At 57.4% G+C, this 24505-nt stretch carries 19 protein-coding genes and 1 pseudogene; 1 reads left to right on the forward strand and 19 read right to left on the reverse strand.

Features of this window, described 5'->3' with window-relative positions; all coding sequences use genetic code 11:
- The 3 genes from IBT54_RS24125 to IBT54_RS24135 all read right to left on the reverse strand — a co-directional run.
- Positions 1–447 (reverse strand): MCP four helix bundle domain-containing protein (locus IBT54_RS24125; RefSeq protein ID WP_201253228.1); only part of this gene is annotated, 447 nt, incomplete at its 3' end.
- Between the two features lie 453 nt (positions 448–900).
- Positions 901–1833 carry a pyridoxal-phosphate dependent enzyme gene (locus tag IBT54_RS24130; RefSeq protein WP_201253229.1) on the reverse strand — a complete coding sequence of 311 codons (933 nt, stop codon included), beginning with the start codon at positions 1831–1833 and terminating at the stop codon, positions 901–903.
- Positions 1834–1850: 17 nt separating this feature from the next.
- Entirely contained in the window at positions 1851–2249 is a 399-nt protein-coding gene (locus IBT54_RS24135; protein WP_201253230.1) for a RidA family protein, read from the reverse strand.
- Between the two features lie 208 nt (positions 2250–2457).
- On the opposite strand from IBT54_RS24135, the gene IBT54_RS24140 reads away from it, so the two are divergent.
- Positions 2458–3138, forward strand: a complete 681-nt coding sequence (locus tag IBT54_RS24140) for a transcriptional regulator (protein ID WP_201253231.1) — start codon at positions 2458–2460, stop codon at positions 3136–3138.
- Positions 3139–4127: 989 nt separating this feature from the next.
- Here IBT54_RS24140 and repA read toward each other — a convergent pair.
- The 16 genes and pseudogenes from repA to traF all read right to left on the reverse strand — a co-directional run.
- Positions 4128–5063, reverse strand: coding sequence for a plasmid replication initiator RepA (repA, locus tag IBT54_RS24145; RefSeq protein ID WP_201253242.1), 936 nt, complete (start codon positions 5061–5063; stop codon positions 4128–4130).
- A gap of 878 nt (positions 5064–5941) precedes the next feature.
- Positions 5942–6739, reverse strand: coding sequence for a thioredoxin domain-containing protein (locus tag IBT54_RS24150; protein WP_201253232.1), 798 nt, complete (start codon positions 6737–6739; stop codon positions 5942–5944).
- Positions 6740–6810: 71 nt separating this feature from the next.
- Positions 6811–8685 carry a conjugative transfer relaxase/helicase TraI domain-containing protein gene (locus IBT54_RS25525; protein ID WP_370585226.1) on the reverse strand — a complete coding sequence of 625 codons (1875 nt, stop codon included), beginning with the start codon at positions 8683–8685 and terminating at the stop codon, positions 6811–6813.
- A gap of 164 nt (positions 8686–8849) precedes the next feature.
- Positions 8850–12596: pseudogene (locus IBT54_RS25530) on the reverse strand (AAA family ATPase); the annotation flags it as partial.
- Positions 12593–15214: a type IV conjugative transfer system coupling protein TraD gene (traD, locus tag IBT54_RS24160; protein WP_201253233.1), complete on the reverse strand. Its 2622-nt coding sequence runs from the start codon at positions 15212–15214 to the stop codon at positions 12593–12595. The pseudogene IBT54_RS25530 and the gene traD, both read right to left, overlap by 4 nt.
- Positions 15215–15313: 99 nt before the next feature.
- Positions 15314–15673, reverse strand: a complete 360-nt coding sequence (locus IBT54_RS24165) for a hypothetical protein (RefSeq protein ID WP_201253234.1) — start codon at positions 15671–15673, stop codon at positions 15314–15316.
- Between the two features lie 418 nt (positions 15674–16091).
- A complete protein-coding gene (gene traT / locus IBT54_RS24170; RefSeq protein ID WP_201253243.1) occupies positions 16092–16775 on the reverse strand; it encodes a complement resistance protein TraT in 684 nt (227 codons plus the stop codon).
- A 178-nt stretch (positions 16776–16953) separates the two neighbouring features.
- Positions 16954–17514 (reverse strand): hypothetical protein, encoded by a 561-nt coding sequence (locus IBT54_RS24175; RefSeq protein ID WP_201253235.1) that lies wholly within the window; start codon positions 17512–17514, stop codon positions 16954–16956.
- A gap of 14 nt (positions 17515–17528) precedes the next feature.
- Positions 17529–20576 (reverse strand): conjugal transfer mating-pair stabilization protein TraG, encoded by a 3048-nt coding sequence (traG, locus tag IBT54_RS24180; protein WP_201253236.1) that lies wholly within the window; start codon positions 20574–20576, stop codon positions 17529–17531.
- A complete protein-coding gene (gene traH, locus IBT54_RS24185; protein ID WP_201253237.1) occupies positions 20569–21936 on the reverse strand; it encodes a conjugal transfer pilus assembly protein TraH in 1368 nt (455 codons plus the stop codon). Before traH ends, traG begins: the two co-directional genes overlap by 8 nt.
- 134 nt (positions 21937–22070) lie before the next feature.
- Entirely contained in the window at positions 22071–22565 is a 495-nt protein-coding gene (locus IBT54_RS24190) for an ATP-binding protein (protein WP_201253238.1), read from the reverse strand.
- Positions 22566–22609: 44 nt separating this feature from the next.
- Positions 22610–22888 carry a hypothetical protein gene (locus IBT54_RS24195; protein WP_167433424.1) on the reverse strand — a complete coding sequence of 93 codons (279 nt, stop codon included), beginning with the start codon at positions 22886–22888 and terminating at the stop codon, positions 22610–22612.
- A gap of 31 nt (positions 22889–22919) precedes the next feature.
- On the reverse strand, positions 22920–23543 hold the full coding sequence (gene trbB, locus IBT54_RS24200) for an F-type conjugal transfer protein TrbB (protein ID WP_201253239.1): 624 nt from the start codon (positions 23541–23543) through the stop codon (positions 22920–22922).
- Positions 23533–23745 (reverse strand): hypothetical protein, encoded by a 213-nt coding sequence (locus IBT54_RS24205; protein WP_167432469.1) that lies wholly within the window; start codon positions 23743–23745, stop codon positions 23533–23535. Before IBT54_RS24205 ends, trbB begins: the two co-directional genes overlap by 11 nt.
- Positions 23742–24212: a hypothetical protein gene (locus IBT54_RS24210; RefSeq protein WP_201253240.1), complete on the reverse strand. Its 471-nt coding sequence runs from the start codon at positions 24210–24212 to the stop codon at positions 23742–23744. The genes IBT54_RS24205 and IBT54_RS24210 overlap by 4 nt, the downstream gene beginning before the upstream one ends.
- 10 nt (positions 24213–24222) lie before the next feature.
- The coding region (traF, locus tag IBT54_RS24215; protein ID WP_201253241.1) for a conjugal transfer protein TraF at positions 24223–24505 on the reverse strand (283 nt) is incomplete at its 5' end.

Consider the following 24505-nt stretch of genomic DNA (forward strand, 5'->3'; position numbering starts at 1 on the left):
AGTGGTCATCAGAAACGCGGTAGCCTCCTGCTGACGGTTATCCAGCCCCAGTTTGCCGGCCGTCATCAGCGTGGAAAGGGCAGCCCCTTCTGCTGACAGCGCCCGCTCCAGCGCGGCCTTTCCCTGTGCAGAAACGTTGGCGGACATACTTCTTTCCAGCTGCTCACGCTTCTGAATATAGGCATCACGCTGGGAAACCAGTCGCTGCCACTCCGGCTGCATTTGTGCCGGGTCGGACAGCAGGGCCAGGTTGCGCACGGCAATCGCCATGTCGCGGACGCCGCCCCGCATGTCCAGCACCAGTACAAAGCGCTTCATCTTTACATCAACGGTATCATTCATGCCCTCTTTGGCCTGCCAGAGTGCGTGAACAGCAATGCCAGTGCACAGGATAAAGAGCAGTATCAGAAGCCCGAATCCAGCTCCCAGTCGTGTGGCAATTTTCATTGGGCTATGTCCCTTCAGGTGATTGTTGTATGGCGCCATCCAGAAACTTTATCGGCATGAAACGACATAACAGCAGAGGACGCGAGTAAATTAAATTGAGCGCAATTTAATTGATGCCAGCTTTTAATTAACTGAAACACCAGATGAGGCTGACTGAGGGAGAAAGGAAAGAACTCAAATGTCAGGGGATTACTTATACGATGGAGTGACGGACTGGGCATGCCATGAAAGCATCGACCGCTACTGGCACAAAGCGGACTAACGGCCGGCTGATGTCCGCTATGAGCGAAGAGCGGACAAAGTTTATGAAAAAATTACAGCAACTTTCCCTTAGTTACCATAATACTGATGACTCAGTGAGTAGTACTCAGGCCGATCAGGAGATAAAGAGCCAGTATCCCTGCAATGGTGCAGATGACAATGCGCCGTTCAAAGCGATTTGTTCCGGACATTTCAGCCACCTTCGCTATCCAGCCTTGCGGACATCAGCATCAGCTGCTCCAGGGTTGTCGTGGCACCGCCGCAAACAATCACCAGAACATTACTGAACGGATCCAAAACGGTTTTTTCCCCATAAACGCATGCCAGCGCAGCTCCGCACGCAGGCTCAGTCACTACTCTGTGATCATCGGCAAACTGAAGGCAGGCCCTGATGGCGCTTGCATCCGTTACCCTTTCGCTTACCACTGGCCGGGAAAGACTATACTCAACCGCTTTGTTGCAAACCCGCTTAGCACCCAGAGAGGTTGCAACCGTGCTGATAGCCTCAATCTCCACGGATTGACCGGCATTAGCCGCGGCATGGAATGAAGCGGCGCCTTCTGTTTCCACTGCGATTACAGGCGCGTCACCCAGGCCATTTCGCTCAAGACCTTCCATGACGCCGCACATCAGACCACCGCCGCCGACAGATAAAACAACGGCATCGGGACGTACTCCGGCAGCAACCACCTCATCAATCATAGTGGCATGACCCTTCCACAGAAGAGGATCATCGAAAGGATGGATGAAAGCATCCGTATCTCCCACCATCGTACAGGCGAGCTGATTGGCCTCCTGCCAGGAGCTTCCATGAACAACGACTCTGGCCTGTTCAAGGCGCAGCAAATCTATTGCGCGCTTTGAAGTGGTTTCCGGCACGACCACTGTGACAGGGACTCCAAGTATGCGGCCTGCATAGGCAACAGCCAGCCCGGCATTCCCCCCGGACGAGGAGATAAAACTCCGCGCCCCATTTAGATAGTACTCCTGGCACGCAAGGCCCACTCCCCGAATCTTGAACGAGCCGGATGGCTGCAGTGCATCCATTTTAAGCCAGACGTTACGCCCGGCTGTCTGGCTCATAGGCCGGGAGCTAATCAGTGGGGTATTGATATGTAATTGCATGTTGTCCTGCCCGCAGGTTAGTAATGTTCGTCATCGCGATGCGGCTTTCCCGCGAGCGCCTGAACCTCAATTTCCACGTCCAGATCAAATGCCAGGCTACAGCTGACAACAGAACGGGATGGAAATCCGTTTTTAAACCACTTCGCGTAGGCACGATTGAATTCAGCAAAATGTTTCATATCTGAAAGCCATACGGTGACTTTAAATATATTGTCAAAGTCCGAACTCATCCCTTCAAGCGTCTTCGATATGTTGCCAAGAACTGTGTCAGTCTGGGCGGCTATATCGCCGTATACAGGCTCGGCCTGTGCCGTCATGGAAACCTGGCCCGACAGATACAGGATGCCGTTTACCTCCGTAGCGGTGGCAAAAGGAAACGGGAGAGTGCTGCTGTAACGTCCGATTGCTTCATTCATTAATTTCTTATCCTTACCCTGCCTGCACGGCAGCAGAAGCGAATAAGTTATCAACATAAAGTTGAATTATCAACATTGTGTTTAATGAATGGTATGCTAATGAGTAAATGGAAGTAAGATACTGGAAAAGCGACCGGGTCAGGTCCTTTTGTAAAGGTCTCAGCAATCTGTTTATATATCCGCCCCATTTTTAAACCAGAGCTCTCATATGTCAGAAAAACATACAAAGAACAGCCTTATTAGCGAGCTGAGCGCTGTTATGGAGGCACTTTCTTCTGTAACCGGACAGCAGTTGGAAGTCGTGCTGCACGATTTGGAACGCCCTGAAGCGTCAGTACTCAGGATCGTTAATGGTCACGTTTCCGGCAGGCAGGTCGGCAGCTCTCTTCTTGAAGGCCCTGAAAATGATATGGGGTTTACGGGACTTCTCGGGCAGGAAACCGCTCAGAAGAAACCCGGTCCCACCGTATTAACTAACTACAGTACAGTCGGTCCGCAGGGCAAACCACTGCGCAGCTCGACAGTACTCTTCAGGGATGAAAGCGGAAAGGCCACTCTGTCACTGTGCTTTAATGCCGACTACAGCGAGGTGAACACGGCCAGTGAAGCGCTGTCGCGCCTGCTGCCGTCACAGGCAACTGCAGCCGAGAATGGCGAATCCGGACTTGAGGCAAAAATGGATGAAATTATCCGCGCCTGCATTCCGCCTTCCGGGCAGTTAAGGGTTGGCGCAACAAAAAAAGACAAGGTCGAGATTGTCCGCCTGATGCAGGAAAAAGGGCTTTTTATAGTGCGTGGCGGTGTGGAAATGGCTGCCAGAGTGCTCGGCGTAACCCGGTACACTGTCTACAACTATCTCGATGAAATAAAAAAGACTCCGCAGCCCTGAAGGCCGCTCCTGGATTGATTGCAGTAAAAAAAAAAGCGGGAGCGCATAAGATAGCAGCTCAGTTTTGATGGATGGGTATGTCCGCTTCTGGCACAAAGCGGATATTCAGCCCGGTTATTTCCTGCCTCCTTGCAGCGAATGCTGCTGGTAAGTACTAGACAGACTGTTCCTGAATGCCGCTTCAGCGGCATGGAGGCGCCAGATGTTCTCACTGCAGGGTACAGTGGTCAGACGGCGCCGTACGCCCGGCGCAGCCGGTTACGCCCTGATATATGGCGCTACCCTCCCCTTCCTGCTAAGCCAGACGGTCTCAAAGCGACGATTAAGCCAGTCTAATCCCGCAGCCCCGGTGAGCGGGCTGTACGGCGCAGAGCGACGTACAGGGCGTGATTTCCGGGGTCTTAGGTTTACTGTTCACTATGAACAGTAAAACTTAGAGGATTAGTTACACCATCCATTACAGCCACTCCTGTTCCGGCCCGATGGGCCGGGGCGGGGGCGGCCTGTCAATGGGCACTCGGAGTTTCAGGACGGCTCCGGTTCTGGCTGAGAGGGGCTTGAAGGTTCAGGCCGGCTATGATGTGGTTGTATAACTTCAATAAGAGTGTTGTAACTAATGGCTTTATCCTGCCCGCTACCGGCGGGAGCTACTTCAGATTCTGAGCGGCGCGGTCGCCTGCGGCAGCTGCAAGCGAAGGCCTTATTTATCCTCAGAATGGCCGGACTGAAAACCTTATTTTTTTTGATTATTTCTTTACTGACCAGAGGTCAGGAATGTCTTGCGGGTAACTTCAGACTCAAGTGCAGGTAAGGTTAACTTTCCGATTGCGGGTAAATGTGAGTAAAAAAAGACGGCCCATGAAAAAGCGGTATTTATGTCGTCTCAGAGGGGGAAATAACGTGGCTGCAGGGAGGAAAACAGGGCATTCGGTACGCGGCACAAACAACTTTACCGCCAGTCAAGGCGGTTAATATCGTGCGTGGAAACGTCAGTGAACGACGTCGGGAGGTGCCGGCTCGTAGCCGAGGCCCAGCTCCAGCTGGTTAAGATGCTGCCACACCAGGCGATCGAAACTCTCAGCGTCGAGGCTGATGAGTTCATGGTTCGGCCGCGTGCGGATGAGCCAGCTGGCCATCGTGCTGCGCCGTTCATCGAGCGGCAGCTTGCCCAGCTTATTGCGCCTTTTCTCCCGTACGGCCTTTTCGCGCCGGCTCAGTAGCGTCGCTATACGGGCTTTTTCATACCAGCGCCGGCGGGCGGCCCGGACGGAGTCACGCGTACCGGATTCGAGAATACCTTCCTCTTCAGCCTCGATGCGCTGATTTCGCTGAAGCAGCAGCTTATCCATGTTAACGCCGCATAGCTGCCAGAAACGCTCCGTTAGAATGATATGCCGGGGCATCCAGTACTCTTCAACCGGGTCCCATTCCAGGTCAGGCATTTCAATCAGGCCAAACCTGACCAGCTCCGGGAACAGCCGCGACAGCCGGCAGGGTTCTACCCGGGTTTCGGGGATGACATGGCCATCACTGTCTTTCGGGCTGAGTTCACCGGCAAGTCGGCTGACATTAACAGTCACAACCCAGGTGGCCATGTCGGCACGCTGAACAAGCAGAGGGAATATTGCATCGATAAGCGCACGCCGTTCCGGCCGGAAGTGCCGATCACGACCCGCAGCTTTACGGTAATGGGTGAAGTAAGGATGGAGTGACGGCCGGAAACGCAGCTTCCACTTACCGCTGGCCTTCTCTTTGACGACCAGACGACGCATGGCATGGCCAAATTCACCCGGAAGCGGACGATAGCCGTCAGGTGCGAACCACTGCGGATCAGGACATTTGCAGGTGACATCATGATCGCCGCGGCGACGTCTGTCATTTTCTAAAGTCGGGCGGTTTAACCCGATTAAAATCTGGTCATTCAGCCTGTCCCGTACTTATGGCGGACAGGGGTTGTCTTATGAATAGCATGCGTTATAATCCTTCACAGGCGTTGCGCCTGCTTTTGGACCCCCTGATTTCTGCCGTCTTCCGCCAAGTTGAGACAGATTTCAGGGGGTTTTTGCATTCAGAGCCCGATGAAACGCGGACTCCATACCCTGGACGTTTTTGCGGATACGTCCTATCCGGTTAGTTCATTCCCGCGCCGCGCATGATCGGCCACAGGTTTACTGCAAACCCTCATCGTCAACCACCACAGTATTCGATAAGGATCTAAAAAGAATCGCCGCCCGGCGAATTCTGAAAAGAATACCCATCTCACCCGCTTAAATCCAGCACAGTTTGTGCATAGCACGAATCGTATGGATAAAAAAAATGCACTGATAAACTTTATTTTGACTGTTCTTACGTCCGTGATCTGACTTAATCCAAATCATGGTTCTGGCTGGATGGTGCAACCCGGAGGGTTCTCTGAAGGATTTATTTCCTGATATTCTGCAGTAGGTTGAACTGCGATCGCAGATGACCGCCTCAACAATACGACGGGCAGGGCGATCAGGCTGAGGCGTACCGCAGCATCGCGAGGAACGAACAGTCTGAGCGGCGTGGCCGTCATGGGGTAAAGATTCTGGCGGAATAGCTGATACCCCGGACAATGCCCACTGGTTGGCGCTAACGGGCAGACTGACAGGCTTCATCGTCCCGGCCCCGTACCGGGATTTTTTATGGTCACATGCGGTAAAGGTTTTTACAGGCTGGCCGCTACTCACTCATACCGTCGTTAGTATTGCGATTGCCACAGGCGGCCTTGTTCGTTTATGGGATGATATCCCCAGCCCTAGTCCCTTGGAGCCGGTTTTTTTTAGCTCTTTTCTGCACGCGCTATGGCCTGCTGCATGACCTGTTCGCTGACCACACCCGGAATAACCGTTGTGTTGTCTGCCGTGGCGTTCTCAGCCGGCATAACGATAATGCCCGGTGTTCCCGTCAGCCCCAGCATCTCAGCCAGAGCTGCATTGTTCTCCGTAACGTGGTCAGACGCAGCTTTACCCTCGTCTGAAGCGGCACCTGCACCCGCGGCAGCGGCAACCTTCTCAATGTCTTCGGCCGTCAATTTTCCTTCGTTATGCCCGGTCCGGTAAATGCCGTTGTGAAATGCCATATACGCATCCGCCCCCTGCTTCCGGTAAACACCCAGTCCGCGGTGCGATGCCTGCGCTGACTCCGGATAGCGGGCGGCAAAGATGGTCCAGTCCCGGAACACAAAGCGCACGCCGGCGTTTGCAGCCATCACCTTTTCCATCACCGGCGCCATCATGCTGCAGGCAATGCATTCGTAGTCGAAAAACTCGGTTACGATGACTTTTGAGTCCGCCGGTCCTTTGACGGGCACGCCATCCAGTTGCATTAGCAGCCGGTGTGTTTTCAGCGCTGACTGCACGTAAGCCTGCTGCTGCATAGCCTGCTGCCGCGCCTGCAGTTTTTTGCTCACCTCAATGAGCACGTCCGGGTGCGCGACCAGATAGTCCGCCGCAATCTCGCCGATGCGGGCCTGCTGCTCCGGGGTAAACGCTTCAGCGCCGGCGGCACCGGCCTGTACTGTAAACAAAACAGCGCTCATGGCCAGAGCAATACTGGCCATCTTAAGGGTCTTTTTCATGATTTATCCCATATGCCTTCGGAGGCAGGACGAAGGTGACGCAGCCGCACTGAGGACGGCCGCACAGGGTATTAACGTTCTTTCTGTATATGACGGGTGATTTCCGGACCAGGTAACTCCCTCTCAGGCTCGCGATCCCGCGCTTCAGGGGGCAGGCTGACCTGTGCCTGCCGGTCGAGTTCGCGCGCGGCACTGGCCAGCGCCGCTGATGGAATTTCTGGCTGAGCCGTTTTAACTGCAGACCGCGAACGGTTAAGTTCTTCCTGAACCTGGCGGACCACGGCAGCCGGGGCCGCGCCGTCGCTGCCTGCTGTAGCAGCCTGCCTCACGCTGTCCGGTATACCGCTCACTGACAGCGCACCGAGCACGGCGCGCACGGCTGCATCAGCAGAGGCATCTGGCGTATCAGCCAGCGTCCGGGCAGCCTGCCGGACGAGCGCGCTGTAGTCCGGCTGCGACTCGCCCGGAAGGCGGGGCAGCTTCTGTGCCATAATTTCTGCCACACGAGCTGCAAGCTGCACGGCCAGCGTAACCTTATCCATTTCGTCCTGACCGGGTGGCACTGCCGGCAAGCTGGTTTTTTCCATCAGGTTGCCGTTGCTGACTGATTTTATTGCACTATGCAGCGTAGCCTGCTCATCCTGCTCTCTCTCCGTTCGCGGCAGAACGGCGAGTATCTCCTGCAGCTCATCTTTCACCTGACTCAGAAGCGTGGCGTCCGGACGACGCAGCTCTTCCAGGTTGCCACCCGCCACCTTCAGAAGCTGTGCAGATGGAATCTGACGTCCGTGCATTATCAATACTCCCGCCTCCGGCTTTTCACGCGCTGCGGCCAGTCCCTGCGTGAGATCGCTGACGAGCACGACCTCGCCGCTACGACTTTTCTGCAGCATGGCGGCCTGTGCACCCTCTGTGACCAGCTGGCGGGTCTGCCCGGCGAGCAGTGCGCCCTTATCGTGAAGCAGCGGCATCATCGTCAGGCCCGCCGCTTTTCCGTTACCGTCATACACCGGCAGGGCCAGATGTGGCTCCGGGAACTTCCGTGTCGGCGGGATGATGCGTGCCGTAACCGGGCTGCCGCGCAGGCCATTTGACCGCAGAAACGCGCGGCCCATTGCCGTTTTAGACGCGGGCTGACCCATCGCCCAGATCCGCCTGGCCCGGTCGCGCTCCGGCTCGGGCGTGAGCGCATCATGCGCCGTGGCCGGCCCTTCTTTTCCTGTCCTGAGCGTCTTTGTCCAGCCTGCTTTATCATCGGTAACAATCTGGACATGGTCCTTCGCACGCGAGACGTTGATATAAAACGCCCGCGCGCCGCTCATCAGCTCACGTGCGCCCTCAACACCTTCCAGCGCCAGTGAGTACCTGGCGCTGGCGCCCTGTGCGCCATAGCCGGTGACCGCCCAGCTGTAGTCCACATGCCGGTCCGCGAGCGTGGCTGCCGGATCGATAACCTTCACCCCGCCGGCGTTGCGCAGGACAATCTCACCGTTATCGCGCAGCTCTTCCACGCGATACTGTTCGTGTGCAGCGTGACCGGCCTGCTTCTGGGTTTTACTCAGACGGACGCTATCACCCGTGCGCAGCTCAATTGAGCGGGTCTCAAAAACCTCAATTTCCGTGGCGTTGAGTTCCTGCGGCGACCAGAACTGCGTGCGCCCCGCTTCATCTTTCAGGGTGACATTGCCGTTAGCAGGGTCAACGCCGGTGACGTGCAGGTACCGCTGATTGGCCATCACCACCTGCCCGGTTTCCCAGTCGTCGATACGGTTAAAGTCGTGCCGGCCGCCGTTGATGCGGTCCAGGACAGGGACGGTGCGGTACGCCTCGCCCAGCTCTTTTGATTCAACCATCGCGTTATGAATACCCTCATTGATGGCTCTGCGGTCTGCGTGCAGCTGAACCATGATCATGGTCTGCGCCCGTGCCCCATCGGTGCGGCTCATAAAGTCAGCCACGATTGTGGATACAGGATCTGCTGACTCGACAATTGATCCGGTGGGCAGCACCGTGCCTGCGCGCCGCGGAACGACATCCGGCGACACCTTTTCAATGTTTCTCAGCGCCGCCGCGAAATCATTGCTGATGATGCTGTACACCGCAGACTTCAGGTCCGGGTCGCGCTGGCGCACGATTTCCTTCATGACCGCCACGTCAATCGGGCTCCGCTCCTGCATCAGCTGGAATGGCGCACCGCTCTCGGGCGACTGCAGCTGCGCTACGTCCCCTACCGGCACGGCGCGGCCGTTACCGGCGGCGATCGCACGGTACGCCGCCGCGGTATCCTGGTTACCAATCATGGATGACTCATCGATAAGGAACAGCATGTTGTCATAGCGGACGTCCTCGCCGGCCGCGCTGCGCATCTGCCAGTCCAGCACAAACGACTTCAGCGTCTGCGCATCGATGCTGGTACCCGCCATCTCCTTAACCGCCCGGTGAGTCGGCCCCAGCCCCACAATGACCGGACGCACGTCAGCCGGCAGGGTATCAATGGCCGCCTTTACCGCATTGAACTGGGTGGTTTTACCGACACCTGCATACCCCTGCACGGCCGTAAACCGGTCCGGACTCTGCAGAATCAGCGAGGTGGCCTCTTTCTGGCCCTGAGTCAGGCCGGACAGGAGAGCCGGATCGACCTGTGCCATCAGCGGCACCTGCGTGTTTTTACCCCGCTCAATTTCGCCCACGATGGCTTTTTCCATCTCCCACGTGGAGCGCGCAACGAAGTGAGGCCCGGCGCTGGTCTGCACCTCAATGAGGTCACCCTCCTTAACCTGCCGGGCAACTTCACTCTCGATAAGCTTCAGGTCACCGCAGAACGTCAGCGCCTCATCCAGCAGTTTCGCCCACGGGAAAGCGACGTCCCGCATCTGCGCCACGCCGCGCGTTACGGCTTTCTGTGCATCAGAGAGCAGCTGTTTACTGAGCGTGTCCACGGCCTCACTGGCATCCTCCTTTCCGCTGGCCTGCCGGACCAGCGACAGCGGCGAGCGCGTTGAGCGCAGGCGTCCCAGCTTCTCTTCCGCCCGGCTCAGGGCTTCGCCGGTAAAAATCTCCGCCTCATGGCCGGACTGCGCCAGCGCGTTGATCATATTCACCGACAGATCCTGTGCGCCCAGGCTGGCCAGTACCGTGCCGCGGTCGTTGTCACGGCTGCCGGGCGCGCTGACGTATCCGTAAGTCACGTAAAGCGGCCGGGACGCATCCAGCCGCAGCGGCTTTTGCTGCCCTTCTCGCTGAACGATGAGCGTGCCGTTTTCAATAGCCGTGACCGTGAGGCGATCGCGCGCCTTCAAGCCCGCATACTTATCGCCGGCAAGCGCAAACAGGCGTTCCCCGGCGGCAACTTCAACATCATTCTGCGTGAACAGCCGCCAGTCGCCGGAGAGTGCGCTGAGTTTTACCCGTGACAGCACCCCGTCCCCGTCAATCAGCGAGAGCATGCGGGTCTCATCATGCACGCGGTCAATGACGTAGTGCCGCGTTTCGTTTTCTCTGACCGGTCCTCAAGCACCATACCGGCGCGGTAGGTCTGAGGGAGACGGCGCTCTTTAGCCGTCATAAACACCGGCGTACGCGCCACGATGCTGACCGACTCCTGCCCCAGCCTGCCGGCATCCTGCAGCGCACTCCTGATAACACCGGTCAGATGGCTCTGCTCGCGCGGCCCTGTCACAACGGCCGTAACGGGCCCCTCCGCAGGGTCCATTCCGGCATAGCGATCTGCCAGCGCCTGATAGCGGTCGCGCTTGTCCTGAATACTGGTCACGCGCACCTCGATTCCGTCAGACGGTGCGTTCAGGCTCTGACGCTTTACGTCCGCTGCAGTCAGCACGGACAGGGCATTCGCATTTGACTGTCGTCCGGCGCTGTCCAGAAACAGCAGCTGCGCATTCTGCTGCTGCGCCTCACCGGTGAGCACCAGCATTTCTTTCAGGCTGAGTTTTTCCGCGCTCTCCACGATGACCGTACTCTGCGGCATCAGGCTGAAATTGCCATCAAGCATCCGGCTGCGGTGGAGCAAACGGTCCCGGAGCTCAGGTGATCTGGCAAAGCTGAGTGCGCGCTCGGCAGAACTGGTCAGCACGCTGACCTCGCGTCCCTGCTCACGTGACATTGTCACCAGCGCCTCCGTAACCTCACGCAGCAGCCCGACTGATGCAGGTGCACTGATGATGACGGCGGGCTCCCGGGCAATGTGTTCAGGGTGCCCGGGGGACAGACCGCCGTCGGGGCTAAAATTAATTACCCGGTTCTCTTTCAGGATATCCGTTGCCAGCGACTGCACCGACAGCTCATCCAGCAGGTGGATGTGCGAGGTAAACACGCCTTTATCACCGTCAAGAGGCACAAGCAGATTGTCATTAATCGCCTGGTCAAGCGCCCTGCGCAGGTCCGGAATGGTGTTCTGCAGTTCACCGGCGTTATGAGCGGTAAGCAGAAGATCCCCGTAGGTAAACCGCGTTTTACTGTCGCTCAGTACGGAAATGGCGGTGCGGACCGCCTCCATAGCCGGCACAGGAGCGTCCTGCACCTCACCGGCTTCAGGACGGGACATTTCACGTTCGCGCGCTTCATTCATCACGCCCTGAATGTCAAAGCCGGTGTCTTCCATCTGGCGCTGCCAGCGCGCCTGAAGCCGGGCACGGCCATCGGCGGTCTCGGGCTTGGCGATCGGCTCATCCTTAATCTGTGCTGACGGAGCTGATATGTCCTTATCTGCTGTTACAGCGGCTTTTTCTGCCGCTGACACCGCGCTCTCAGGACCAGACTCTGCCGGCATCTCTTTTTCCTGTGCTGACGGTGTTAAAGGCTCTTTATTCGCCGTTTCAGGGATTTTCTCTGCGGCTGACACCCCATGCGCCGGTTCAGGCTCTGCTGGCACATCTTTATCCTCTGCTGACGGGGCTAACGTTTCTTTATCAGCTGTTGCAGGGATTTTCTCTGTTACTGCCGCAGCACGCTCAGCCTGCACGGGTATGGAGGAAGATTCGGGCCGGGTGCGCTCCGGTGCCCCCTCGTCCTCACCATAGCGGCTGATATCCTGCTTGCGCTGGCGAGTATCAAGTGCGGCCACATCACGGCTTTTCAGTGAAGCATCCTCGCCGGCGCGTGCGTGGATTTCCCGGTGGCGCGAGGAAAACTCATCCAGCACCGCTTCCGTAAAGCCCTTTATCTCCCACAAATCATGACGGCCGCCGGTCGGCACGGTTTCATAGCCGATAGCCTCAGCCTTGCCTTTAAGGACATTGCGGTAGATTTTGCCGTACGTTATCTGGTTGCGGTATGCCGTTTCGATAAAGCCGGCGCCGTGAATGGTGTCGGTGGCCAGCGCCTTCCACTTGCCGTCCAGCTCCGTGACGTTGGCCATCACCGCGTGCGTGTGGATCTGCGGATCGAGGTTGCGGGAGGTGTCGTGCGTGAACAGGGCGGCGACCATTTTTCCGCTGGTCACGATGCGCGTGACGCCTTCCTTCGTGTCCCGAGCACTTACCGTCTGTTCCATGATGGCCAGCGTCTCTTTTACTGCATCATGGTGTGCCTCCAGCAGGCGTTTATCGCCGCCGGCAAGGATAAGCATCGAGACGCTTTTGGGTGCCGAAAAGGTTAAGTCGTGCCCCGGTCGGTGCACGTGTGTACCCTGCACCTCCTTGCCCAGTACCACGCCGTTGGGCAGATTGCCGTGCAGAATGTCCGTGAACGTATCCAGGTCAACCGGTCCCTCAAGCCCGAGTTCACGCGCACCCTCACCCATCCACTGCGTGGGCATGTCATCCAGAAAGTAATAGTTATCCTTGCTGCTGTAGTAGCCGGCAGCGTCGGCGGCCGAAGCCACCGGAGCAACGGTCATCATCGTTCATACCCTCCCGGGTCCAGGCTGTCACTCATCTCCTGATACGCGTCGTAGTCGTCGCGATGTCGCAGGATGTTTTTTTCGTCATCGGCCATGCGTGCGTTGGCGTCGCTGTACTGCCGGGCATCAGCCTCTTCGCGCTTTTCCTGGTCGGTTTTTCGCGGGCTGATGTGCCGGACGATGAGGCGGCCGCCGTCTTCTTTTTCCATCTGCATGTTGAGTTCAGGCGCTTCACCCTGCGCCGCGCCTTCCTGCGGCACCGACTCCTCAGCGTTGCTTTCACTGCTTTCTTCTGCTGCAGCCCGGCTTTTACGGCGCGCCAGCATGTCGAGTGCGCTGAGTCCGGACGGTTTTGGTCTGATATCGGGTCGTACCGCGGGCTGCGGAGCTTTTGGCGGCGATGCTTCTCGCCCGGTGTCTGACGGCGTAACCGGCCGGACAGGTGCCGGCGGCGTCATTTCCGTTTCAGCCGGTGCCTCTGCGGCAGCCTGCTTTGCCGGCAGCGGCTCAGCCTGAGCCGCGATGACCGGCGCGGGTACAGTACGCAGCGGGAACGGGCGCACGTTTGAGGGCGACGGCGTATTACCTGCGGCCTCTGATGCGGGTAGTGCCTGAGCCTGCGTCGCAGCAGGTAGTGACGTCACAACCTCCCGCTCAGCAGGTGAAATCGGAGGGCTCACGGGCGGCTCAGCTTTTAACGGCGCAGCAGCCGGTGAGGCAGGCACGGTCTCCGGCCCGGATGTGGCGGTGGTGCGGTCATCGTCTTCCAGTATTTCTTCGCCGGTCGGAAACGAAATGTTCGCCGCACGGGAAATGCGTTCGTTGCTCTCGATGATTTGCTCGAGCTCCGGACTCAGCCGGTCATGGAAGTCGCGCTCAATCAGCGCGAGGTGATATTTTTTCTGCTTGCGGTACTTCAGGTTCAGCTTCACCACCGGGTATTCGCCCGGGAGGCGCACATAGAACTGCAGGTTCGGCATCTTCATAATCTGGTCGTAGTCCACGATGGGCTCGTTGACCTTGTCCTTACTGATGGAGATACCGTCACGTACCTGGTCAAGGCCGTAGCTGTTCTGTTCGCGCGCCTCGCGCCGGCGCTGATGACCCAGCTCTTCCTCCACGATTTTGGCCACCTCAGCGCTCGGCGAACGGCCATAGGCGCGGGTGTTCAGCAGGTCAAATATGGCTTTGGCCATCTCGCGGCCATAGATGTGGATCAGCTGCGGCATGTTCTGAATGCCCAGCACGAAACAGCCGCCGAACTTGCGCGCCTCGGCCAGCGTTTCGTTGAACTCCGGTATCTTCTGCAGGCTGGCAATCTCATCACCGATGAACCACACGCGCCTGTCGCTGTTCTCGCCCATGCTCTGCAGCAGCAGCGTGGCCAGCGACAGCCACATCGATATCAGGGGGCGCACAGCCTTACGGTGGCGGGCCGTGGTGGAGATAAACAGCCAGCTGCTGTCGTACTGCGCATCGGTCATCCACTCGCGGATGCTGAACTCCGGCTTACCCTCCTTATCCAACCCCTGCAGGTAGCGCAGCGACTTGGCATAGTTGGTCAGCACCGAGCGGATAGAGATGGCGGTTTTCTCGATTTTTTCCTCAACCAGGTTGGCCGACGGGGTGTTCTTCAGAAACTCGCGCAGGCTTTTCAGGTCGATGGAGAGACAGGTCTTCAGGAACGTTTCGATGCTGCGGTCAGGACGGGACGCGAACTGCATGGCCGTATCGCTGAAGATCGTGCGCGATGAGGACACCCAGAACGGGTCGGAGTCGCCCTCAACCGGCATCAGCGCAGCCGTCATGTTCTCGTAGTCCACCACGTCCTGCGCCTCGCGCCACAGCACCCAGTTCTCACAGCGCCGGTCGTGCGCGTTCAGAATTTTGTCCAGGCGTTCGTCGTAATGGGTCTCAATAAACGTACCGCCGGAGTCGTAAACAATCGCCCGGTCGCGTCGCCGGCGGATATAGTCCAGCAGCCAGCGGATGAGCGTGGACTTACCGACGCCGATGGTGCCGTGAATGAGATAGTTCATAACCTCGGCGTTCTTAACCATGTTCAGGCCGCCAATCTGCAGATCGGACTTCTCACCGGCCTTTTTCAACAGCCGGTTGACCTCTTTAAGCTGGTCAGTAAGGGTCATGCCCGAGATAAACTCGTCCTCACTCTCCCGCTTACCGATGCGACCCACATACCAGGCGATGAGGCACCAGAGCAGGCTGGCGGTGATACCGCAGGCGCTGGCGATGAAGCGCAGGTTCGTCAGAAACTGGCGGCCCATGTCCTGCATCCACGGATTGGCCAGCAGCTGCGCCGGCGTCAGCTTTATCGTGCACAGCTGCGCACTTTCATCGCAGTGCCAGAATATGTCCCACGTGGCTTCGGCCGCACGCGGGGAAAGGCCCAGCAGTGAGTGGCTGGGCCACGCTGCCCAGTACCAGAAGCCATTACGGAGCACGTCATCGGGCGTCGTCAGCCAGAACAGCGCGCCGGTGGCCGCCACGAACAGCAGCAGCATCCAGTGGAAAATCCAGTTGCTGACCTGAACAAACATACGCAGCCGGTAGGCCGTCATCTGGCCGCCCTGCGTCAGGTACTTGGGTGTAAAACTCATGGGGAACTCCGGAAAGCACGCAGGCGTAGCCCGCCCGTGAGAATCGGGCAGGCTGACGACGAAAGAAAAGTGGAAGCTGAGCCGCTCGGGCCCCGGAAATTATTTCAGCGTGACGGACGCGGGGGTACGGATAAGCCCCGCCCGGCGCAGCAGCCAGACGCCGGCCATGACGGGGATAGCACAGGTGAAGATAAACAGATTCCAGCAGGCCAGCGTGAGCCCGGAAAGCACGCAGCCGGCAGTCATGACCAGCAGAACCAGCAGCAGCGTGATAACGCCCGGGGGCATCATGTCGCCCTGCATCATACGGGTGGCGAGGTCCCAGGCATACAGATGGCTGTGTGACATGATGGTTTTTACGATATCCGGCCCGAACTGCCACAGCACGATGGCGCTCCAGGCGAAACACAGGATTAACCAGATAACAAATGTGCGTGCCGCACCGTTGAGAGTGAGCATAGATATTTCCTTCAGAAAGTTAAGGGCGGGGATGAAGTACAGCCGTTACAATGCAGACTCTGGCGCGCTGCGGGGAAAGCACCCCGCTGAGCATGATGGATACATGTCGGTTAAATCTGAGCCACGCTTCCGCTACCCCGTATATCAGGGAGAAACGTGGAAATATGAGGTCCCGTAAGGGAGGAGGGCAGCACCCGTGGTGTTGATGCTGCACCGGTGTCCGCTGCCCTGGGGGCGCAGACGGGGGTCGGCAGGCGCCCCGTTGTCAGGAGAGATTTTCTTATTTCCCCTTAAGGCGCATGCCGCCGGCTTTGCAACCGGTCATGACTTAATACCAGGAATTTCAGCGCCCTGCAAGCTGATATACCTTTATAACTGCCCCCTGACAATCGCAGAAGCAGCTAAGCAGTATCTTGCATTACATGATGCCGGCAACGGATTTAGCCAGCTGCGCTTCAAGTACGGGCTTTGCCTCCTCGAACTTCAGATTCACCTTATTAGCGTTTGAGACGACGCGGGTCTGGTACTTCATACGGTTGCCTTCTTCACTGCTGGTCTGCAGCTTGAGGCCAGAGTTTCCCTGCCTCAGTGCTGCCACATTATCTGTCGTCACAGCTGCTTTGCTGCGTTCGGAAATCTGTAGATCGGTCACCATCGTAAAGTTCGTGTCCTCGACCAGAGCATCTGCTGCCATTCCCGCAAGCCCCGCGGCAAGGCCTATGCCCAGAATGGCTCCACCTGAATTACTGTTGTAAGCAGTAATACCAGCGCCCAGAGCAGCTCCCGTAGCCGCACCTTCATATCCTGTCGAAAGGAAGCTTTGAGCCTGGCGCAAATCCATCTTCTCTGCTTTCAGAACGTTAGCCTGAATCCAGTAATAAGCAGCATCAGGGCTGGAGGTCACGGTATAGCCTTTTGCACGTAGGTCCTGCGCCAGTATCGGCTCAAGATCACTCATGTCTTTATCAGAGGTATTTCGCACCTGCAGATAAACCGTTTTCTGACTGGATGGCTCCAGCCAGACGGTCTGGCTCATCTGCGTTTTGACATCGAGATTGCGCTTTTTAATAGCTGTACTCATGGCACTACAGCCGGAAAGCATAAGACAGGCAGCAGCAGTCGCTGCCACGAAGACATTGCGGTTTTTCACAGGTGCATCCTTATTTAACAGAGAAAACGGAAATGGCGCGCCCCTGGGCACGCTGTATTAACTGGGGGGGTTATAAAGAAAACCCCTTCAGCCAGAATGGCGGAAGGGGTATTAGCAGGAACTGGGTGTCTTAGATGTTTTTAATAATCTTGGCGAATTTGCTCATTGCGCCAGCAATACCATAGCGTGTTAATTGTGTACTGATAATAGCCTGCATGATGAGATAACTGATCAAAAGCACGAATGGGGCCGCATAAAATAACTGCGAATTCCAGGCAGCCATCAATGCAAATATGCCATTGATACAGATCGCTGCTATACAGGCATTTTTGTATGTCCTGCTTAACTTCTGTACCAGTAACGATTTACGCCTCACTGTCTGAGGTATTGAGGTCAGCAACAGAAACGGAGTGTAAGTCATAGCCATGATTGCTAATGATAAGATTAGTGTGAAACCACCAAAGGCCAAAGTCAGACCCTGATAATGCAGAGTTGGATTAATCCACACATCGTCTGGCGGCACAAAGCTATAGATGATGTATGCGAACGATAATGCATACAGCGACAAACAGTTTACCGGAAAAATAGCACTCAATTTTATTGCATCGAGTGCATTTGGAACTTCTTGTTCGCCAGATGCAAAACTATTAAGCAGATAATCTGCATCCTTCTTGATATCGCTATACATCATCCCAGCCCCCTTACTTATCCGGCTCGCCGTCTAAGCTCCGCTATTTTTTTATCAAAGTCTTCGCCCAGATTATCTTTGGGTTTCTGGCCCTGCTCATTTAACTCTTTATTATGACCCGCTTTAAAATTTCCTTTAGCAGAATCATGTTCGTGCTTAAGTATATCACTGGACGTCTGAACAGTGGTTTTATTTTCAGCGATTTTACCGTCATTTTCCCTGAGAGTTTCCATAAGGCCAGATCTTTGTGCTGCGACCTGATTAGCGACATTGTTCTGAATGCCGGCGCCTGCGGCCTGCTCGCTCACACGTTTTGACCCGCTGCGCAAATCTTCCCTCATTTCCTGAGAAGGGACACCCGCCGTACCGCTGAGATTCCTCTCTCCCTGCCGCGTGCTGACTTCAGTTGCCTGCCCTTTCCTGACGACAGCATTCTGCGATGAACCTTCTGCGGATCCATGACTGTAAGCCGGCGAGCTACCCGACAGAGCATGTCCGGAAGCCTGTGCGCCGGCCGGAAGCGTGCTTCCACTCTCGGCAGATGTCCCTGCAGCATCCAGCGATTGTGCCGGCTGCAGCGGCTCACTGTTAACCTGGTCAGTCCGTGCGCCATAGTTCCGCATGATTTCAGGTTCCAGCCGTTCATGCATAAATTCGGTGGCCGCACCCTGAGCGCTTCTGACTTTTGTCAGGATGTTCTGGGCGTCACTGCCATATTTGGCAGTTGTCCAGTCCACAAATTCCTGATTGTAGTTTGCATCCAGGCTGGCGCTCTGCGTCTGCGACAACGTGGCCATGCGGCTGAATTCCTGACTACGCGTGCTGCTCTCGGTGTACTGATGGTACTGACTCTTCGCATCATTAAGCGTCGCTGCGAACTGCTGAGCGTTAGAGCTGGACTGATTATCAGTATGACTCCCTGAATCGCTCAGACGGGTCGATGTCACCATATCCATGCCCTCGCGGAAGTCACGTGCCTCCTGACTGCTCTGGTCGCGCCGACTATCACGTCCCTCTGAGTGACTGTCCTGTGTACCGTGCGAGCTGCCGGTAGTGTGACGAAGGTCAGCACTGATACTGGCTTCTCCCCCGGCGCTGACGCCGGTCGCCCACTTGCCTAACTTACCTGCCAGCTGGTCACCAGAGTCAAATTTAACCTGGCCTCTCACACCCGTGCCAGCACTGCCCTGATTGGTGATGTCCATCAGCTGGTTGTAGGCCTGCTGTTCAGAAACATTGTGCGACTTCGCATAGTTCTCAACGGCAGACTGCATTTTGCTCGCGCCTTTAGAGACATTCGTTGCCACACTGTTGTCGCTGCCCTGCGTCATGCTGTCGCTATTGCCGCTCTGCTGCGTCAGCTGGTTCATCTGCTGGAAGCCGCTGGTCACGCTGTGGTTATAGCCATCAAGCGAACTCTGCGCCTGCTGCTGTGCCTGCCGTGCCTGTTCGGAGAACCCGCTGCTGGCGAGAGAACTGAGCCGCATGCTGACAGGCAGGTTTGATATCGCCTGGCTGGTATCCACTACGGTGTGTCCGTCCGCCGTCTGCGTCATCATCGCGTTATTGCCGGTCTGGAAGCCCTGAGACCCCGAGCGGCGCAGCATATTGGTGTCAAACTTGTTGGCACTGACGTTATCCATCGACATGTTGTTAAACGACCAGTTGCCGTCCGCCGTCGTGGAGGCCTGTCCGCCGGTCGCAAACGCCGCCGAACTCATTATCCCGCCAACGGCCTGTGAGGCCACCGACGCCGCGCCTTTGGTCAGGAAAAAGGCGAGCACCGGTATCGACATGCTCAGATAGCCCGCGATGTTGGCCGCGTCTGAGTGCTGCAGGGCGACCTGATCCTGATTGGCCAGCACCAGCGGCGTGGATCCGGTCTTCGTCTGCAGATAAAAGTTGGCCAGCGAGTTAAGGATGGCGAACATCACCGGCCACATCGTGAAGTAAACGAAACCGCCGGCGTACAGCTTCAGCGTTTTGAGCCCGAAGATGTCGTGATTCACCAGCGCAAGCGCGATGACCAGCGGGAACAGCGCAATCAGTACCAGCATCATCAGCGACTGGAACATCGGCAGCGTACGTGACGCTATCACGCCACCCGCGCCCCAGCTGATGCGCTGCTTGGTCATGGTGGACTCGGTGGCCAGATTCAGCAGGTTGGCCGTATCGGAAGAGCGCGCCGCAAAACCTTTCCAGCCGTCACGGATGGCCGCATTGGTGATGTTATTACGCATAATCTGCGCTGCGCTCAGGCCGCCTGCATAGAAGAAGTTGTAACTCTCATCCATCGCGTTACCGAGCAAAGTATCCCCGCTGACGCGGCTGCCGAACACGCGCGTGGCCAGTGCATGCCAGGTCGTGCCGCCGATGCGTACGTCCGCCCCGATCAGATTTTTGACGACCGCAGCCGCCTGCTGGCAGGTGATAAACTGCCGACCGCTGCCCGTATCCTGATACAGACCGCGCAGCGGGCTCGGGTTATTCGTAATCAGCGTCAGCGGATCGGTGCTGTTCAGCAGCTGTGACACGGTATACTTGTTATTCAGCAGGATATCGCCCACCACGCAGTTTTCCACGTAGTCGGTAAGCATGCTGGCCAGCTGCGGATTCTGTGACCGGAAGTCCGTGGTCTGCGCCACAATCTGCGAACCGAACAGCATGCCGGACTTCGTATAGGTCAGCGAATCCGGGCGCGAGAAGCTGTACTCATAAAGCCGCGCCACGCCGAACTGCACTGACGTGGTCAGCCCGGCGATGAAGGCCAGGCCGGCCGGCACGTTATCGACCTGATAAACTGCCGCCGGATCGGTGACATCAAGTATCTGCACGCTGCGTTTCGGAACGAGTAGCACCGACGTAATAATAAAGAAAACGGCCAGCCAGCTGGCAAACACCATCGGGTTGCGCGATTTGATGAAGCTGAAGATCACGCCCAGCACGCCAAAGAGCCCGGCGATACGTTTTAACGTGTCATAGGTGTCGCTGCCGATGACGGTGACGACGCCGTTAAACACCTGACGCCACATGTCACCGCCGTAAATGGTCCAGACCTCAGTCATTGCCCGTTCCCCACTGATAGTTGCCCTGATAGGACGTCGAGATAATGGTGGATACCTGCTGCTGCAGGTACTGCATGTTGCGATCGATGCCGTCCAGCGCGTTCTGGTCGGCGGTACTCTGCAGCTTCATCTGTGCCAGCAGCGAGGTTGCAGCCAGCACGTTGTTACGCAGCTCGCCGGCGGCCTGCTCGGGGAAGTTTTTACCGGCCAGTGACTGACTCGCCTGCTTTACGAGCTCCTGCAGGTACTGGATCATCATGTCCTGCGCGATAAAGTCGGCGACCTGTATCAGGTAGGTCGGGCTCATGCCCATGCTGCGAGAGTTGGTCAGGTATTTCAGTACCGGCACCAAGGTTGTGTTGATGAACCCCTTTTCTCTGTCCGACAGGCCGGTATCGGCCGTGAGCTTGCTGTCGATGGAAATCATCAGGTTGCGCACCTGGGTCACCAGCGCCACGTCGCTGCTGACCGTGACGCTGGCCACCGTCGGCCCGAGGCACAGGTCCTGCTCATCACAGCCGTACATCTTCGCGGTGCCGCCGCGCATCAGCACGGTAATGATGTCGCGGTTATCAACCAGCGGCGTCAGGACGGTGACCTGCCCGGCTTTATTGAAGATGATGGAGCCCACCACGCTCATCACCAGTTCCTTCAGTTGGCGATTACCGTCGAACAGGTGGTTGCGGCCCAGCGCGTCCCAGATGAGGTTTTTGTTTTTCAGCACCTGGTCCTTCATTTTATCGGACGCCCGGCCGGTGACGCTGTCACCCTGACCGCCCACGGTGCAGCCCTGCCGCGACGCCGCCCAGTCGGAGAAAATGTTGCTCTCGCCGGCAATGTCCTGACAGATTTTCTGGTTCGACACCTGAGACACCGGCCACAGACCGCCGATGATGCCCTGCGCGGCCTGACAGGAGCTCATGTTGGCGGAGTTCACGTCGGAGGCCAGCTTCTGCAGAAAGTCTTTGGCCTGCTTGAGCTCCGGCACCATCGTCTGCAGTGCCAGGTCAAAGGCGTAGCCCGCCGCATTACTCATGATCTGCTTAACGAAGCGCTGCAGTTCGGCCCCGTTGATGTAGGAAAAGGCGCCCAGATAGGAGTCAATGCCGCCGCAGCCGGCGTTGAGTGACGGTACCTGCATCGAGATGAGCTGCACCTGTTTAACCGGGTTACGCAGATAGATGGAGCCGCCGGTAACGTAGCCTGCGGCCTGACCCTGCCATGCCTGCGCCTTTGAGACGTTGCCGTCAAAGCCGAGGCTGCCAAAGTAGCCGTTCAGGTCACCCTGCACGTCGGCCAGAGCAGGCGTGCTGATGACCAGCGCCGTCGCGGCGCAGAGAAGGAACTGCCTGAGTTTCATGTGAAGACGCTCCGAAGCAGCCAGGGATTCAGCATCAGCTGAACTGGCTGGAAGAAAATTAATGAACAACTGAGCCAAAATACGGGAACGGGTATTCCGTACCGCATTCACCTGTCAGTTATGGCTGGAGAGTTTCATTTGATCTGACAGAAGGTGACGCAGTTGCCGGCCGGCCTGTTATAACGAAACTCCGCGACCGTGTTTATTTCCCGTGTGAGCAGATGCCTGTCCGGGCTGTCCTTCAACAGCGGCTCCTGGGAAAAGATAAACAGGCTCACGCCCTTCTTTGTGAGCTCTCTCAGCTGATGACTCATTGCCTCTGCAGCGACGGCCGGGAAAAAGCCATCCAGGATGATGACCGCTTTGTCACTGGCCTGTAGCCTCGCCACAATTTCATTTAATCCCGCTTCATATTCGTCTGACGTCAGCAGTTCATAGCTGAAATAGTCGCCGTCAAGACGCGCTGCGAGCTCGCGCCCGACCACCGACTTACCGGTGCCTGTCCATCCCTGCACGTAAAGATGCCCTTTACGTGCCTGATACAACCCGGTCAGCTTTTTTACGTGTTCTTCGGCGTTCAGCCACAGCAGCTTTTCAGGCAAAAGCCCGTCGTTTGTCATATAAGTCATGTTTCGTTCCGTGGATTCAGAAGTAAGGTGTGTTCCTGCGGGTATCAGAAAGCGTTACGGTCGGCCATAAATCCGTGCCGGCGCAGGGTGATGCTGACCAGCACGCCGCAGCCGAAGCCACCGGCAAGGGAAAACAGGAACAGCAGCGGATAAAGCTGCAGACCGCTGAGCACCAGCGCATCAGAACCGTAAGTCATACCGTCCATGCGGCCGGCAATTTCGCAGGCGAACCAGGCATACAGGCCGGCGGCGGCCAGCAGCGAGGCGCAGACAAGCAGCAGCGCCGTCTCCAGCCGGGAGAGCGTTAACGTTTTTTCAGTCATGGGTATTCCGTAGGCGGCACAGCCGCCCGTATTACTGCGGGGTCAGTGAGGCACTGCTCGGGACCGGACCCAGCGTGTCTGGCGGGAGGTTATCGATATCGGCTTCGATCATCTGCGCCAGTCGCTGGCTCATGGTGCCCATGTCCGTCTCCCCCTGAAACAGCGGGTAGGCCACGTTGGTGTTTACGTTGACCATAAAGGTGGTCGGCGTGGCGATGGGCAGCCCGTTGCCGAAGAAGGTCAGGATCTCACCGGCAATCGGCTCATTCGGTCCCGCCTTACGCGGGATAAGCGCCACCGGAAAGGCCGCATCGCCGTAGCCATCAAGGCTGTAGGGGTACACCTTTATCCCTTCCGAATCAGCCCAGGACTTAAGCAGCGGGTCGAACTTCGCGCTGTACTGACAGCCGCGCTGCATAAAAACCACCACCGCATAGTCGTTCAGGTTCACCTGACGTCCGTCGGTCAGGGTCATCATTCTGGGCGGCTTTGCTGGCACCGCACGCACCGAACGCGTTCCGGGCAGTCCGAAATCCGGCAGCTGCGCACCGCGCTGCCCCTTCGCCTGCTCCAGCGCAGCAATGTCCGAGGCCACCGACGCCTGTGCGAATACCGGCAGCGTCAGCAGTACCGTCAGCAGCACGTTAAGCCTCATGATGGCCTCCCCGGCCGCCGCGCGACCTTCGCCAGGCAATCAGCTCCGCGATGAGGCCCAGCGCAACCAGAACCAGACAGGCTACCGAGACGCCGGCAAGCACGTCGTACGTGAAGCTGACTGACCAGGTCAGCAGCTGGCGCAGGCAGTTAAAAATGATGCCCGTCATAAACAGCGTAATAATGAGGGGAAGTCTGTTCATACGTTTTCTCCATTTACCCGGCGGCGGAAATACCTTACGGCCAGGCCCGATAAGACGGAAAGCACCACGCCAGCCTTATAGAGAAACAGGAGCGTTTCATTAGTCTGCGAAGCCCACGCACCGCGGCTCACCGCGGCCTTTACGCACATGACAGGCGGGGGAGCAGGCCTGATATCACTGCTGACCGGTACGGCCTTCTCCCGTGAGGTGTCAGGAACCGGCGGCCAGGTCTCCACGGGCATGGCCTGTGATACGCAGCCCCACACCTGTCCCGCTGGGGCGTCGCGCACCAGCTTTTCGGCCTCGTTCAGCAGCCACTGTCCGCCGCCTCCCGGACCGTGTGCATTTAGCAGGAACAGCAGAAAAAACAGCAGCGCCGGATGAATCACCAGCGTCTGCAGCAGAAAGTTACCTGCCCGATTTGCGGTAAGCAACCGCCCGTGCCAGACAGGTGAGAGTGTCAGCATAATCAGGTCCTCAGAAGTTAGGCTTAAAGCCGGTGGCCACGTTAAGAAAGCGCTTCGCCAGGTCGTCCTGCGTCATAAAGCCGTAGGCGAGAGGCCTGAAGCTTTTTGACTTGGGGTCAACCAGGAACAGCGCCGGATAGTGGCTGATCCCCATGCGCGCGCTCTGACCAGCGTCCGGCCGGCTGTCGGGCACCTGTGGTGACACCGTGCCGTCCACGCTGACCGGTATCAGAGAGATGTGGCGCAGGCGGGCAAAGTCCGCCACCACGCCGGCCATCTGTGCATCAATCGGG

Origin of the sequence: Pantoea sp. S62 (assembly GCF_016658625.1) — a bacterium.
GTDB lineage: Bacteria > Pseudomonadota > Gammaproteobacteria > Enterobacterales > Enterobacteriaceae > Pantoea > Pantoea vagans.

Excerpts from the sequence above, each read along its gene's own strand:
- IBT54_RS24175 (WP_201253235.1), bottom strand. The coding sequence starts at position 17,514 with ATGATGTATAGCGATATCAAGAAGGATGCAGATTATCTGCTTAATAGT.
- IBT54_RS25525 (WP_370585226.1), bottom strand. The coding sequence starts at position 8,685 with ATGAGCCGCACCGATGGGGCACGGGCGCAGACCATGATCATGGTTCAG.
- IBT54_RS24190 (WP_201253238.1), bottom strand. The coding sequence starts at position 22,565 with ATGACTTATATGACAAACGACGGGCTTTTGCCTGAAAAGCTGCTGTGG.
- IBT54_RS24165 (WP_201253234.1), bottom strand. The coding sequence starts at position 15,673 with ATGCTCACTCTCAACGGTGCGGCACGCACATTTGTTATCTGGTTAATC.
- IBT54_RS24210 (WP_201253240.1), bottom strand. The coding sequence starts at position 24,212 with ATGCTGACACTCTCACCTGTCTGGCACGGGCGGTTGCTTACCGCAAAT.
- traH (WP_201253237.1), bottom strand. The coding sequence starts at position 21,936 with ATGAAACTCAGGCAGTTCCTTCTCTGCGCCGCGACGGCGCTGGTCATC.
- IBT54_RS24150 (WP_201253232.1), bottom strand. The coding sequence starts at position 6,739 with ATGAAAAAGACCCTTAAGATGGCCAGTATTGCTCTGGCCATGAGCGCT.
- traD (WP_201253233.1), bottom strand. The coding sequence starts at position 15,214 with ATGAGTTTTACACCCAAGTACCTGACGCAGGGCGGCCAGATGACGGCC.
- IBT54_RS24135 (WP_201253230.1), bottom strand. The coding sequence starts at position 2,249 with ATGAATGAAGCAATCGGACGTTACAGCAGCACTCTCCCGTTTCCTTTT.
- IBT54_RS24140 (WP_201253231.1), top strand. The coding sequence starts at position 2,458 with ATGTCAGAAAAACATACAAAGAACAGCCTTATTAGCGAGCTGAGCGCT.
- trbB (WP_201253239.1), bottom strand. The coding sequence starts at position 23,543 with ATGAGGCTTAACGTGCTGCTGACGGTACTGCTGACGCTGCCGGTATTC.
- traT (WP_201253243.1), bottom strand. The coding sequence starts at position 16,775 with ATGCTTTCCGGCTGTAGTGCCATGAGTACAGCTATTAAAAAGCGCAAT.
- traG (WP_201253236.1), bottom strand. The coding sequence starts at position 20,576 with ATGACTGAGGTCTGGACCATTTACGGCGGTGACATGTGGCGTCAGGTG.
- IBT54_RS24130 (WP_201253229.1), bottom strand. The coding sequence starts at position 1,833 with ATGCAATTACATATCAATACCCCACTGATTAGCTCCCGGCCTATGAGC.
- IBT54_RS24205 (WP_167432469.1), bottom strand. The coding sequence starts at position 23,745 with ATGAACAGACTTCCCCTCATTATTACGCTGTTTATGACGGGCATCATT.
- IBT54_RS24195 (WP_167433424.1), bottom strand. The coding sequence starts at position 22,888 with ATGACTGAAAAAACGTTAACGCTCTCCCGGCTGGAGACGGCGCTGCTG.